Source organism: Catenibacillus scindens, assembly GCF_014202115.1.
GTDB classification, from domain to species: domain Bacteria; phylum Bacillota; class Clostridia; order Lachnospirales; family Lachnospiraceae; genus Catenibacillus; species Catenibacillus scindens.
In genome coordinates this window covers 234,175-248,066 of record NZ_JACHFW010000003.1, presented here as the reverse complement: position 1 = coordinate 248,066, position 13,892 = coordinate 234,175, and the positions used below count along the sequence as shown (strand labels likewise).

The window sequence follows — 13,892 nt, the reverse complement described above, 5'->3', positions numbered from 1 at the left end:
AAGGGACAGCTCCTTTTGCATTAGGCTGCAAAGGCGCAGATTTTTTAAAATCTGCGCCTTTATTTTTATTGCTGATGAGGTTCAAACGGGATTTTGCAGGACCGGCAGGATGTTTGCTTCGGAATACTGGAAAGAGGCCGGCGCCTGCCCGGATATTATCGCCGCGGCAAAGTCCATTGCCGCAGGCATTCCCCTCTCTGCCATTATTGCCAGGGATGAAGTGATGGACGCTGTGGCGCCTGGGACGATCGGCGGAACTTTTTGCGGAAATCCTCTGGCCTGCGCGGCGGCATTAAAAACCATTGAGATTATGGAAAGAGATCACCTGGCCGACCGGGCATGTGAGATTGGGAAGAAAGTGATGGACAGGTATAAAGAGATGGCGGAAAAATACCCGGTGATCGGAGATGCCCGCGGCATGGGCGCTATGGTGGGCATTGAGTTTGTCAAAAACAGAGAAACAAAAGAGCCGGCCCCTGAACTTACATCTAAAATCATTAATGATTGCGCGTCTATGGGACTAATCGTGGAAGTGGCAGGAACTTATCACAATGTGATCCGTTTTCTGGCACCACTGGTTATGACAGATGAACAGCTTGAGGCGGGACTGGATATTTTTGAAAGGGCGGTATCCGCAAATGTATAAGACGATGGATTTCTCCTACTATCTTCCGGTGAATATTGTTTTTGGCCGAGGAAAGATCCGGCAGATTGGAGAGATGGCAAAGCCGTACGGGAAAAAGGCGCTGATTGTTACCGGACAAAACAGCGCGAAAAAATCAGGGTTGTATGATAAAGTGGTCACAGCCCTGGAGGCGGCAGGAATAGGCCATGTACTCTTTGACAGGGCATCCAAGAATCCTCTGACAACCACGGCTCTGGAAGGCGCCAGCATGGCTGTGAAGGAAGAATGTGACATGGTTGTGGCTGTCGGCGGCGGAAGCGTGATGGATTGTGGAAAAGCCATCGCTTTTATGGCGGTCAATACCGGGGATATCAACGACTATATTTTTAATCGGAAATTCAGCCGGAAGGCATTGCCTGTTTTGGTGATACCTACCACCTGCGGTACCGGGTCAGAGGGCAACGGATTCGCCGTCCTGACGAATCCGGAAAACAATGATAAAAAATCCCTTCGCTGCAATGCCATTATTCCCGCAGTGTCTGTTGTAGATCCGGAGTGTATGATGACCATGCCTGGAAAAGTGCTGGCGTCTGTCGGTTTTGACGCCCTATGCCACAGTATGGAGGCGTATACATCCCGAATGGCGCAGCCCTTTACAGACGCTCTGGCTTTGTATGCTATGAAGCTGACCGCGGACTGTCTTGTAAAGGCCTATAAGCACAAAGATGATGGGGAGGCGTGGGATAAAATCACACTGGCAAGTACCATCGGTGGAATGGTTATTAACACCGCCGGCGTTACTTTAGCCCACGGCATGGAACATCCGGTCAGCGGCCTGAAAGATATTGTTCATGGACAGGGCCTTGCAGCGCTTACTCCTGTTGTGATCGAGGCATCATTTAAGGGCTGTCCTGAAAAGTATGGTGAGATCTCCAGGATTTTTGGCGGAAGGGACGCGACAGACTGTGGAGAACGGATCCGCGCCTTTATAGGGGAACTGGATCTGAGCTGCACATTATCGGATCTAGGGATCGAAGAAGCGGATATCCCCTGGATGGCCCATAATTGTATGAAGGTTTCAGCCGCAGGCGTGGCCAGTAATCCCGTTGTTTTTACGGAAGCAGAGATCGCTGATCTTTATCGGGCAGCGATGTAAATATAGTGATTGAGGGTACCCCAAAAGCCATGTGATGGCTGGCGGGACACCCTCTTTGCTTCAGATGATTAATTTTCCTTTTCTTTTTTCATCCGCTGGCGCTGCCTGAATGTGTAGTAGCAGATAAAAAGAATGGCGGTGATGACCCAGGAGATGGGATAGCTGTAAATGATGGTGCTGATCTGCGGGCGCATAGGCATGGCGATGAATATCCAGATCACACGCAGCACACATATGCCGCCGCAGGTGATGGTCATTGGGATGATCACATCACCGGTTCCCCGAAGGGCGCCTGCGAGAATCTCAATAAATACATAGATGGTGTAACCGGGAACCATGATCCGCAAAATACCCATGCCGATATCAATAACGCCGGCGTCTGTGGTAAACAGCATAAAAACATAGTGCCCCAGGAACAGGAAAAATACAGTGAGGATCAGGGAGACGGCAATAGCCAGTCCAAGGCAGACACGGACGCTTTTTCGCATACGGTCGTATTTTTTTGCACCGAAGTTTTGTCCTACAAACGTTGTGATGGAAATACCAAAGGCGCTTAAAACCATCCAGAACAGGGAATCCATCTTGCCGTAGGCTGTCCAGGCGGCGACCGTATCCGTTCCAAAAGAATTTAAGGATGCCTGGATGATCATATTGGAGATGGTGTAAAGGACGGATTCAAATCCTGCCGGAAGACCGATTTTCAAAAGGGATTTAAAAATATTTCCGTGAAGGTGGATCTTGCGTGGGTGAAGCTGGTACATATCCCTGGTGCGCATCAGTGTGATAACGATCAGGATGGCGCTGACGCCCTGGGAGAGGAAAGTGCCTATGGCAACGCCAGCCACGCCCATATGAGCGCCGACGACGAGAACAAGATCCAGGACAATGTTTAAACAGCAGCAGATGATGAGAAAGTACAGCGGCCGTTTAGAGTCCCCCACAGCCCGAAGCAGTCCGGATCCGATATTGTAGATAAATACAAACAGGGCGCCGGCAAAATAAATGCGCAGATAAAGGGAGGATCCTTCCATAAGATTTTTTGGAGTATTAAGCAGCGCAAGCATCTGTGGTGTAAGGACAATGCCCAGAACAGTAATGATCAGGCCGCCGATGATGGCAAAAGCGGCCGCTGTGTGCATGGCCCGTTCCACATTATTTTTATCTTTCGCGCCGTAGTACTGGGCTAAGACAACAGTGGCGCCGGAAGAGAGGCCGACGAAAAATCCGACGATCAGATTAATAATCTGGGCGGTGGAACCGCCGACGCAGGCCAGGGCTTCTTTTCCAACAAAACGTCCCACCACAATGGCGTCAGCGGTGTTATAAATTTGCTGAAAAAACGTTCCCAGCAAAATGGGAAAGAAAAAGATCAGAAGCTGCTTCCAGATAACGCCCTCGGTAATGGCATTTTTTACAGTTGGTGACTTTGTTTCATTCATATCATTTTCCCTCGCAAAATTGGACTGCCCGGCAAATGACCGGACAGTCCTTATTTTCTCTAATCATGTGTTATCATATCTTTCAGGGATTGTCAATATGGGAAATGTAAAACTCCGAGTAACAGTTTTGCCATCAGGAATGGACGGGCGGAACTGTTACAGCAGGGGTATTTCACCGCCGGTATTGTTTTGGCGGTATGCTTTCGGGGTTATCCCTATCTGATGTTTGAAAATTTTACCAAAGTAGCTGCTGCTTCCAAAGCCGGTTTCCAGGGCAATGTCTAAAATACATTTGTCACTTTCAATGAGAAGCTCCCGCGCTTTCTGGAGTCTTATGTCTGTCAGGTACTCCACCGGGCTGATCCCCAGATGCTTCTTAAAAAGCCGATAGCACTCCCGTTCGCTGATGGGGATGACGCCGGCAATCTGTCGGACAGTCAGCCGGTGGCTGAAATTTTGCTGTATAAAGGAGAGCATGTCTTTAATGCGTTCGTCCTCTGAATACGGCGAAGGGGCATTTTCACTGCCTGTTTCGGCGGCCCAGCGGTAGACATCTTCCCACAGCGCAGAAAACAGACTGCGCAGGCGAAGCTGGGAAAAAGCCTCATCACTTTGAGCTATGCGGGAGGCGTCCAGCAGCTTGTCAAGAAAGGAGGCATCCCTGGAATTTTCCCGGTAAAGGGGGCGGGCGTCCAGAAGTTTTTGTCCCTGCACCGGGGCGATGTATTTCAGGTCAAAAAGGTTGCCCCGGGCGCCGGCGAGAAATTCTCCGCTAAAAAACTGAGATTGGAATAAAACATTTTCTCTGGGTTCCAGGGGATGAAGATAGTGCAGTGTTCCCGAATTAATAAAAATGCCGTCCCCTTCACGAAGTATATATTCGTGGCGGCTGGTTTTGTAAAGGATACTGCCCCTAAGCAGGCTTCCAAATTCAAATTCGTCATGCCAGTGCCAGGGAATATCTCCAAGGAGACAGCCATGAGGGTTTGGGGTGTAAAGGCTGTAGGGCAGCATTTCATTGCGGAATAAAATCCGTTCTTTTTGTCTGCTGTCTATAAGGATGGGCATTACAGGCAAGAGGATCATCACCTTTCACATGGAAAATCTGCCAAAGCCGAATGCCGCACAGAGACGTACTTTTGAGTTTGTTAAAGTCGGATGGCTGTGAGTTGGCAGGATTTTTATATTTTCAGACAGTATAGGGATATCTTTTAAACTTTATTTTCATTATAATTATATTGTGACTATTCAGCCATGCATCTTATTTTTATTAAAACAGCCGCATGGCTGAATAGTTACATTATATTTACCAATAGAAAGTAAAGTCAAGGAGGAAATGGGGCGTATGATTTATTATGTATCTGCCAACGCCAAAATCAATGGCTGGGGAACAAAGGAAAGTCCTTTTAAAACAATCCGTGAGGCAGCGGGGATTGCCGTGGCCGGGGACGAAATTATTGTGGCACCGGGAATCTACCGGGAGTATGTCAATCCTGTCAATGGAGGTACGGATAATGACCACAGGATCATCTATCGCTCTCAGGAGCCTCTGGCGGCGGTGATTACCGGAGCGGAGCCGGTTAAAGGCTGGAAACACTGTGAGGGGAATGTGTGGATGGCCAGAGTGCCAAACACCCTTTTTGGCAATTACAATCCATATACAACGGTGATTTCCGGGGACTGGTATTTCTCTCCGGACCCGGCCCATACCGGGGAGGTTTATCTCAATGGAAAGGCGATGTATGAGTCATTTTCACTGGAGGATATTAAAAATCCCGTGATGGATTACCGGTCCTGGGACCCGGAGGGAACGCTGTACCGCTGGTATACATGTCAGTCCGGCGATTTTACGGAAATTTACGCAAATTTCCAGGGGGCTGACCCAAACTGCGAGAATGTGGAGATCAACGTGCGCAGAAATTGTTTTTACCCTGATAAGACAGGAGTAAATTATATTACACTGTCCGGTTTTACGGTGCGCCAGGCGGCAACCACATGGGCTCCGCCAACGGCTGAGCAGGAAGGGATGGTCGGCCCTCACTGGTCTAAAGGATGGATTATTGAAAATTGTGAAATTTCCCATTCCAGATGCAGCGGTATTTCCCTGGGTAAATATCTCCAGCCGGAAAATGAAAATAAATGGACAACTCGGTTTTTTAAGGATGGCACACAGACGGAGCGGGACGCGATCTGCCAGGCTCAGAGAGAGGGCTGGACAAAAGAAAATATCGGTTCCCACATTATCCGGGGCTGCAATATCCATGACTGCGGCCAGACGGGTATCGTAGGACATCTGGGCTGTGTTTTCTCCATTATTGAGGACAATCACATTCATCATATTAACAACATGCAGGATCTTGGGGGCGCTGAGATCGGCGGAATAAAACTTCACGCGGCTATTGACGTGATCATCCGCAGGAACCATTTTCATCATTGTACCAGGGGGCTGTGGCTGGACTGGCAGGCTCAGGGAACCCGCGTCACAGGAAATCTGTTCCATGACAACGTTCCCCCTGAAGGGACAATAATCAGTAATGGGCTGGCTCTTGGAGAAGATATTTTTATTGAGGTTTCCCATGGACCGACCCTTGTGGACAACAATCTCCTGCTGTCGGCCTGCGCCTGCCGCCTAAGTACCCAGGGACTGGCATTTGTCCACAATCTTATCGCCGGTTCATTCACATGGGTAGGCAACGGCACCGATAACGGCGGTGTCAATCTTCCGACGCCGAGGTATACGCCTTACCATGTGCCTCACCGCACGGAAATTGCCGGTTTTATGACGATTCTTCACGGGGACGCCCGTTTTTACAACAATATTTTTGTTCAGCAGCCGGTGCCGGATGGCATTAAAGACCAGGTGACGAAAGATCACGCGGACGGCCTGAACCAGTGCAATCTTATCTGCGGGACAAAGCCTTATGACGGTTATCCCGATGCCAAAACTTATTTTGGGCAGTTTACTTATGAGACAGTGACCGCCCACACAGGGAAGGATTTCTATTATGATCATCTTCCGGTGTATTCCGGCGGCAACGTGTATTTTAACGGCGCCCAGCCTTATGACGGGGAGAGGGACTTCTGCCAGGTGACTGACGCGGCTGTAAATTTTGAGTTGAAGGAGGCCGACGGAAGGATATACTTTGATACAGATCTCTATGATCATATGCCGGATATGGACACGATTCTTGTGACAACCGGCTATCTTGGGGAGGCTTTTGAACCGGAGCAGAAGTTTGAAGCTCCCGATGGAACACCGATTATTTTTGATACAGATTATTGTGGAGAAAAACGGAAAATGATACCTCTTCCCGGTCCCTTTGCGGGCAGTGTAAAAAGCATTGACATTTTTCGGAAAATATAATAAAATGAGCCTGTCATGGGATTTCATAGCTTAGAGTTGAGTTTCCATGCAAATATTCTTTTGACCACCCGGACGGATCGCGGTTTCGGGTAAAGGCCATACGGACAGCCGGGTCAACTGCCGATTGGCAACATTTGTTGCCTTATTGATTGAGTTAGAAGCTCAAATTTTATAAGTTGGTCACTTTATAACCAGTGCGATCACCGCACATCAACTTGTGAAACGATCAATAAGAGTAGTAAAAGTAAGATATTTGCTATATAGACTCTGTGCGAAGGAATCCGTTTGAATTGGTATTTACGAAAGCCGGAACGTGGTCATCTGTATGACAGAACTTTGAGACTGCGGGTTCGTGACTTTATTCATAATGGATGATTACGCAAGCAGAATGTGCAGATACTTCTGCTTGCGTTTTTTTCATGGGAAACGGTTGCTAAAGCGGCCGTTTCCGGCGCGGGAGTTCACAGGCGGAACGTGTTGCTCCGGCGCTCGCTAAATGGACGCGCAAGCGCGTCCGCTTGGCTCACTGTCCGCAGAAATAAAACGGGAGGGAGAACCGTGGTGGATAAGTTAAAGTTATATGGATTTAATAATCTGACAAAGGCGTTAAGTTTTAATATTTATGATGTCTGTTACGCTAAGACGGCCAGGGAGCAGCGGGATTATATTGCATATATTGATTCCCAGTACAATTCCGAGCGCTTGACTAAGATCCTGACGGATCTGACGGATATGATCGGCGCGAAGGTACTGAATATAGCAAAGCAGGATTACGAGCCTCAGGGGGCGTCGGTGGCCATTCTTATTGCAGAAGGCTCTATGACTCCTGCAGGCAGGACCCAGTTGGCCCATCTGGACAAAAGCCATGTGACGGTCCACACTTATCCGGAATATCACCCGGAGACATGTCTGGCCACATTCCGGGTGGATATTGACGTCGCAACCTGCGGGGAAATCACGCCTTTATCCACTCTGGATTATCTGATCTCCTCCTTTGATTCGGACATTATTACTATGGATTACCGTGTCCGGGGCTTTACAAGAGATGTTAATGGAAAGAAACTTTTTCTTGATCATACGATCACGTCTATTCAGGATTACATTGCCCAGGAGACGTTAAACCGGTATGACACAGTGGATATCAATGTGTACGATTCCAATATTTTTCATACAAAGATGATGATTAAAGAAATTGATCTTCAGAATTATCTGTTTAAGACCGATGTCTATGAGCTTCCGCCGAAAGTGCGGCTGGAGATCATGAATAATCTGCGCCGGGAGATGATCGAGATTTTCAGCGGGCGCAATATTTACAGCAACTAAAGTTACTATTTACAGTCGATTTGAAGCAGTTACACAGATTTGTCGAGCTTGCTCGTAAGAAGGTGGGTAACTGCTTCAAATCGGACTGCGAATTGTAACCAACTAAAAGATAGGAGTTGAGGGGCATGAAAGAAAAGCTTTCTCAGGAGCGGGCGCCAATCTATGAGGCACTGGAAGAGTTTCGTAAAATGCGGGTAGTGCCTTTTGATGTGCCGGGACACAAAAGAGGCCGGGGAAATCCGGAACTGACGGCCCTCCTTGGGGAACGCTGTGTGGGGATGGATGTAAATTCCATGAAGCCTCTGGACAATCTCTGCCATCCCATTTCCGTTATAAGGGATGCGGAGATTTTGGCGGCTCAGGCTTTTGGCGCCGCCCACGCCTTTTTGATGGTGGGAGGGACCACCAGCGCTGTTCAGGCCATGGTATTGTCTGTGGCCAAGCGGGGGGAGAAGATCATTTTGCCCAGGAATGTCCACCGAAGTGTTATGTGCGCTATGGTGTTGTGCGGAGCAGTGCCGGTCTATGTGAACCCGGAGTGCAACGATGACCTTGGAATCCCCCTGGGGATGAGCGTGGCACAGGTGGAAAAGGCCATCCGGGAAAATCCTGATGCCAAGGCGATTTTTGTAAATAATCCCACATATTATGGAATCTGTTCGGATTTAAGATCAATTGTGAAGCTGGCCCACAAATATGGGATGTACTGTCTGGTGGACGAGGCTCACGGGACTCATTTTTATTTTGGCGAAGGTCTTCCAGTGTCCGCTATGGCGGCCGGGGCGGATATGGCGGCGGTTTCCATGCACAAATCCGGCGGAAGCCTGACTCAGAGTTCTATTCTTCTGACAGGCCCTACAATGCCGGAGGGGTATGTGCGTCAGATCATTAATCTGACCCAGACCACCAGCGCCTCCTATCTTCTGTTGTCCAGTCTGGATATTTCCAGGCGCAATCTGGCCCTCAGGGGCAAAGAGGCATTTGCCCAGGTGGTGCGCATGGCGGAATATGCCAGGGAGGAGATTAATAATATCGGCGGCTATTACGCTTACTCCAGGGAATTGTGCAACGGAGACAGCGTTTATGATTTTGATGTGACCAAGCTGTCGGTCAATACTCTGCCGGTAGGGCTGGCGGGGATTGAGGTTTATGATCTGCTCCGGGATGAGTATGATATACAGATCGAATTTGGAGATCTGGGAAATATATTGGCCTATATTTCTATTGGCGACCGTCCCAGGGATATTGAGCGGCTGGTCAGCGCCATGGCTGAGGTCCGCCGCAGATTTGCAAGAGCTCGGGTAAGCCTGATGAGCCAGGAATATATTGAGCCGGAAGTGGCTGTATCCCCCCAGGACGCATTTTATGCCGATAAGGTATCTCTGAAGCTGGAAGAGGCGGAAGGCTGGATATGCAGTGAGTTTGTCATGTGTTATCCGCCGGGGATACCTATACTTGCGCCGGGAGAGCGGATTACCCGGCCCATTATTGACTATATTTTGTATGCCAAAGAGAAGGGCTGTTCTATGACCGGCCCGGAAGATGCCAATATTGAGCGGCTTAATGTGATCAAAGCCTGCGAACAGTAACTCATTTGGGACAGGAGGTATCTATGGAATTTTGGTTTTCAGAAAAACATACGCCTAATGTGAAAATGTCCATCCGGGTGGACCGTCAGTTATACAGCGGACAGAGTGAATTTCAGCGGATTGATGTGTTTGAATCCCCGGAATTCGGCCGTTTTCTCACATTGGACGGTTATATGATGCTGACAGAAAAGGATGAATTTATTTATCATGAGATGATCACCCATGTACCTATGGCGGTGCATCCCTGCGTTAAAAATGTTCTTGTTATCGGCGCCGGGGACGGGGGAGTGATCCGGGAATTGGTGCGCTATAAGGATATCGAAAACATTGATATGGTGGAAATTGATGAGCAGGTGGTGGAAGTCTGTAAAAAATATCTGCCTCAGACGGCCGGATGGCTGGATGACGAGCGGGTTCACATCCACTATGAGGATGGTCTTAGGTTTATCCGCGCCTGCCACGACCGTTATGATCTCATTATTGTGGATTCCACAGATCCCTTCGGTCCGGGGGAAGGGCTGTTTACCCGGGAGTTTTACGGAAATTGCTATAAGGCGCTTAAAGATGACGGGATCATGGTCAATCAGCATGAAAGCCCCTTTTATCCGGAGGACGCGGTGGCCTGCCAGCGGGCTCACAAGCGGATCGTTGAGTCCTTTCCTATCAGCCGGGTGTACCAGGCCCACATTCCCACCTATCCTTCCGGACACTGGCTCTTTGGATTCGCGTCAAAGAAGTACCATCCGCTGAAGGATCTCAGGGAGGCGGAGTGGAATCAGAGAGGGATTCCATGCCGGTATTATACAACAACCCTCCACAAAGGTGCTTTCTATCTGCCGGCCTATGTGGAAGAACTGCTGGCCAATGTGGAGTTGACGCCGGACTGATCTGGATGACTTTCTGGTGACTGAACTGTTACGCTGTGTTAGAGTTTGGAGGATACAAAGTTTATGGAGTTTGTGATTAACAACGTGGAGACCTTCCTTGAGTGCGATAAGCCTTTTAAGGAGGCAAAGATTGCCCTGTTCGGCGCTCCTTTTGATTCGACGACGTCCTATCGTCCGGGCACGCGGTTCGGGAGCGGGGCCATCCGCCGGGAGTCCTACGGGATTGAAAGCTACAGTCCTTACCAGGATAAGGACCTGATTGACGCTCCGGTCATGGACTGCGGAGATCTGGAGCTGTGCTTTGGAAATACAGAGATGGCCTTAAAAGCCATTGAAAATCAGACGACAGCCATTTTTCAGGCAGGGAAACTGCCGTTTATGCTGGGCGGCGAGCATCTGGTGACTCTCGGAGCTTTCCGGGCAGCAGCCAGCGCCTATCCGGATATAAATATAATCCATCTGGACGCCCATGCGGATCTGCGGGATGAGTATCTTGGCGTATCTTGGTCCCACGCCTGTGTGATCCGCCGCTGCTGGGAGATTATCGGCGACGGGAAGATCTGGCAGTTTGGCATTCGCTCAGGAGACCGGGAAGAATTTGCCTGGGGCAAAGAGCATGTATTTACCAACCGTTTTAATCTGGAAGGTATTGAGGAGACTGTAAGATCACTGGGAGATGCGCCGGTGTATTTTACCGTGGATCTGGATGTTTTAGATCCGTCCATTTTTCCGGGAACAGGGACGCCGGAGCCTGGAGGAGTGAGTTTTGACGCTCTGCGTCAGGCAGTGACCTATGTCTGTGGTCATGCCAATGTTGTAAGTTGCGACGTGAATGAGCTTTCTCCCCATTATGATGCCAGCGGGGTATCCACCATGGTGGCCTGCAAGCTGGTGAGGGAGATGCTTCTGGCGTTATAGACACTGACATGCCGCGGGATGCGCGGCACTAAAACCAGTGAAAGCCAGTGTTTCTGGCTGCCAATTGTAACGGACTTTCATATCAGAAGGAGGAAAATGCTATGGGAAAAGCGTTGATTATCGGATGCGGCGGCGTAGCCAGTGTGGCTATTCACAAATGCTGCCAGAACAGTGAAGTGTTTGAGGAGATTTGTATTGCCAGCCGTACAAAGTCCAAATGTGATGCCTTAAAGGAAAAGCTGGAAGGACAGACAAAGACAAAGATTACAACCGCCCAGGTGGATGCCAATAATGTGGATGAACTTGTGGCTCTCATTGAGAAGGTGAAACCGGATGTTGTTTTAAACCTTGCACTGCCTTATCAGGATCTGACCATTATGGAAGCCTGCCTGGCGACAAAGACCAACTACGTGGATACCGCCAACTATGAACCGGAAGATACGGCGAAGTTTGAATATAGCTGGCAGTGGGCCTATAGAGAGCGCTTTGAAAAGGCCGGTATTACCGCCCTCCTTGGCAGCGGTTTTGACCCCGGTGTGACCGGCGTATTTTCCGCCTACGCTTTAAAACATGAATTTGACGAGATCAACTATATTGATATTCTGGACTGTAACGGCGGGGACCACGGTTATCCATTTGCCACAAACTTTAATCCGGAGATTAATATCCGGGAAGTTTCCGCCAACGGTTCCTACTGGGAAGATGGCCACTGGGTTGAGACAAAACCTATGGAGATCAAGAGAGTGTATAATTTTGAGGGCGTTGGGGAGAAAGATATGTATCTTCTTCACCATGAGGAGATCGAGAGCCTTGCCTTAAATATCCCAGGGATCAAGCGTATCCGTTTCTTTATGACCTTTGGAGAGAGCTACCTGACTCATCTGAAATGCCTGGAAGATGTAGGCATGACATCCATTGAGCCGATTATGTTTGAAGGTAAAGAGATCGTTCCTCTTCAGTTTTTAAAGGCAGTTCTTCCGGATCCTTCCACTCTTGGACCGAGGACAAAGGGAAAGACCAACATCGGCTGCATTTTCCAGGGCAAAAAGGACGGCAAGGAAAAGCACTACTATCTGTATAATATCTGCGACCACCAGGAGTGCTACAAAGAGGTAGGCTCTCAGGCGGTAGCTTACACTACCGGTGTTCCGGCCATGATTGGCGCTATGATGCTTATGACCGGTACATGGAATAAACCGGGTGTACACAATATTGAGGAGTTTGATCCGGACCCGTTTATGGACGCCCTTAACCGCTGGGGACTTCCATGGAAAGAATCTTATAATCCGGTACTGGTAGACTGATGGAAAAGGAAGTTTTTAGTGAAATGCCGGGAAAAATTTCCGCCGAACCGTGGTGGGAGCATGTAAAGACACCATGTTTTGTTGTGGATGAGGCGGGCCTCATCCACAATCTTGAGATTTTAAAAGGGGTTATGGACCGCACCGGATGTAAGATTCTGCTGGCCCAGAAGGCATTTTCCATGTTTTACGCCTATCCCCTGATCCGACAGTATCTGTGCGGGACAACGGCCAGCGGTCTCTACGAGGCCCGTCTTGGCCAGGAGTACTTTGGAAAAGAAACCCATGTATATTGTCCGGCGTACCGTCCGTCAGAGTTTGACGATATCCTTGCCTGTGCCGATGATATTGTATTTAATTCACCGTCGCAGGTGGAAAAGTTTGGAGCCAAGGCCAAAGCTGCCGGAAAGTCCATAGGACTGCGCCTTAATCCTTTATGTTCTACTCAGGAAGGACACGCCATCTATGATCCCTGCGCTCCCGGATCACGCCTTGGAACAACTTTGGAAAATTTTAACCCCAAAGTGATGACTATGCTGGACGGCCTGCATTTTCATACTTTGTGCGAACAAGATTCTGACGCCCTGGAACAGACAGTGGAAGCAGTGGAGACACAGTTTGGTCCCTGGCTGTCCATGGTGAAGTGGATCAATCTTGGCGGCGGTCATCATATTACCCGACCGGGATATGATATTCCCCGCCTGGAGCGGATCATCACCCATCTGAAAAACACTTACAATGTGGAAGTGTATCTTGAGCCCGGCGAGGCTGTGGTGTTAAACGCCGGATACCTTGTGTCCAGTGTTCTTGAGATTATGGAAAATGATATGCATCTGGCCATTCTGGATACATCGGCGGCCTGCCATATGCCTGACGTTCTGGAGATGCCTTACCGTCCCCCGGTGATGGATTCGGGAAAGGCAAAGGAGAAACCATACACTTACCGTCTGGGAGGGCCGACCTGTCTGGCCGGTGACGTGATCGGGGATTATTCTTTCGACCGCCCACTTGTAGAGGGCAGGCGGATTGTCTTTGAGGATATGGCCCTGTATACAATGGTAAAGACCAATACCTTTAACGGAATGCCCCTGCCGGATATCCTGTGGCGGGATAAAGAGGGAAAAATTACCGTGGTGAAGTCTTTTGGATATGAAGACTTTAAAGGGCGGTTGTCGTAAAATGTAAAATGAAAGCCTTGGAGGTAGCTGCTCTGAGGCTTTTTTCATTTCTAATAGTTACATCCAGGTAACCATGGCACAATAAAGTGCTTACTTTAAAAATCAAAAGAAA

Annotated in this window: 11 protein-coding genes; 9 read left to right on the top strand and 2 right to left on the bottom strand. The window is 49.1% G+C overall.

Annotated elements, in window-relative coordinates; genetic code table 11:
• Positions 1 to 19 precede the first annotated feature (19 nt).
• Both HNP82_RS06075 and HNP82_RS06070 read left to right on the top strand, forming a co-directional pair.
• Entirely contained in the window at positions 20 to 646 is a 627-nt protein-coding gene (locus HNP82_RS06075; protein WP_183772648.1) for an aminotransferase class III-fold pyridoxal phosphate-dependent enzyme, read from the top strand.
• On the top strand, positions 639 to 1,781 hold the full coding sequence (locus HNP82_RS06070) for an iron-containing alcohol dehydrogenase (RefSeq protein WP_330599462.1): 1,143 nt from the start codon (positions 639 to 641) through the stop codon (positions 1,779 to 1,781). The genes HNP82_RS06075 and HNP82_RS06070 overlap by 8 nt, the downstream gene beginning before the upstream one ends.
• Positions 1,782 to 1,849: 68 nt before the next feature.
• Here HNP82_RS06070 and HNP82_RS06065 read toward each other — a convergent pair whose 3' ends face one another.
• Positions 1,850 to 3,220: an MATE family efflux transporter gene (locus HNP82_RS06065; RefSeq protein WP_183772519.1), complete on the bottom strand. Its 1,371-nt coding sequence runs from the start codon at positions 3,218 to 3,220 to the stop codon at positions 1,850 to 1,852.
• Positions 3,221 to 3,376: 156 nt separating this feature from the next.
• Positions 3,377 to 4,288 (bottom strand): AraC family transcriptional regulator, encoded by a 912-nt coding sequence (locus HNP82_RS06060; protein WP_183772644.1) that lies wholly within the window; start codon positions 4,286 to 4,288, stop codon positions 3,377 to 3,379.
• Between the two features lie 277 nt (positions 4,289 to 4,565).
• Here HNP82_RS06060 and HNP82_RS06055 point away from each other — a divergent pair, with 277 nt between their 5' ends.
• From HNP82_RS06055 to nspC, 7 genes are all read left to right on the top strand, one after another.
• Positions 4,566 to 6,584, top strand: coding sequence for a right-handed parallel beta-helix repeat-containing protein (locus HNP82_RS06055; protein ID WP_183772517.1), 2,019 nt, complete (start codon positions 4,566 to 4,568; stop codon positions 6,582 to 6,584).
• 558 nt (positions 6,585 to 7,142) lie between these two features.
• A complete protein-coding gene (speD, locus tag HNP82_RS06050; RefSeq protein ID WP_183772516.1) occupies positions 7,143 to 7,907 on the top strand; it encodes an adenosylmethionine decarboxylase in 765 nt (254 codons plus the stop codon).
• A 125-nt stretch (positions 7,908 to 8,032) separates the two neighbouring features.
• Entirely contained in the window at positions 8,033 to 9,496 is a 1,464-nt protein-coding gene (locus tag HNP82_RS06045; RefSeq protein WP_183772515.1) for an aminotransferase class I/II-fold pyridoxal phosphate-dependent enzyme, read from the top strand.
• A 23-nt stretch (positions 9,497 to 9,519) separates the two neighbouring features.
• On the top strand, positions 9,520 to 10,383 hold the full coding sequence (gene speE / locus HNP82_RS06040) for a polyamine aminopropyltransferase (protein WP_183772513.1): 864 nt from the start codon (positions 9,520 to 9,522) through the stop codon (positions 10,381 to 10,383).
• Positions 10,384 to 10,446: 63 nt separating this feature from the next.
• Complete coding sequence (speB, locus tag HNP82_RS06035; protein ID WP_183772511.1) at positions 10,447 to 11,301, top strand: agmatinase; 855 nt, start codon at positions 10,447 to 10,449, stop codon at positions 11,299 to 11,301.
• A 101-nt stretch (positions 11,302 to 11,402) separates the two neighbouring features.
• Positions 11,403 to 12,605: a saccharopine dehydrogenase family protein gene (locus HNP82_RS06030; RefSeq protein ID WP_183772509.1), complete on the top strand. Its 1,203-nt coding sequence runs from the start codon at positions 11,403 to 11,405 to the stop codon at positions 12,603 to 12,605.
• Between the two features lie 23 nt (positions 12,606 to 12,628).
• Complete coding sequence (gene nspC / locus HNP82_RS06025; RefSeq protein WP_183772507.1) at positions 12,629 to 13,780, top strand: carboxynorspermidine decarboxylase; 1,152 nt, start codon at positions 12,629 to 12,631, stop codon at positions 13,778 to 13,780.
• The last annotated feature ends 112 nt before the right edge of the window (positions 13,781 to 13,892 follow it).

Coding starts and splice junctions, on each gene's coding strand:
- HNP82_RS06070 (WP_330599462.1), top strand. CDS start 639: ATGTATAAGACGATGGATTTCTCCTACTATCTTCCGGTGAATATTGTT.
- HNP82_RS06065 (WP_183772519.1), bottom strand. CDS start 3,220: ATGAATGAAACAAAGTCACCAACTGTAAAAAATGCCATTACCGAGGGC.
- HNP82_RS06060 (WP_183772644.1), bottom strand. CDS start 4,288: ATGCCCATCCTTATAGACAGCAGACAAAAAGAACGGATTTTATTCCGC.
- HNP82_RS06055 (WP_183772517.1), top strand. CDS start 4,566: ATGATTTATTATGTATCTGCCAACGCCAAAATCAATGGCTGGGGAACA.
- HNP82_RS06045 (WP_183772515.1), top strand. CDS start 8,033: ATGAAAGAAAAGCTTTCTCAGGAGCGGGCGCCAATCTATGAGGCACTG.
- speE (WP_183772513.1), top strand. CDS start 9,520: ATGGAATTTTGGTTTTCAGAAAAACATACGCCTAATGTGAAAATGTCC.
- speB (WP_183772511.1), top strand. CDS start 10,447: ATGGAGTTTGTGATTAACAACGTGGAGACCTTCCTTGAGTGCGATAAG.
- HNP82_RS06030 (WP_183772509.1), top strand. CDS start 11,403: ATGGGAAAAGCGTTGATTATCGGATGCGGCGGCGTAGCCAGTGTGGCT.
- nspC (WP_183772507.1), top strand. CDS start 12,629: ATGCCGGGAAAAATTTCCGCCGAACCGTGGTGGGAGCATGTAAAGACA.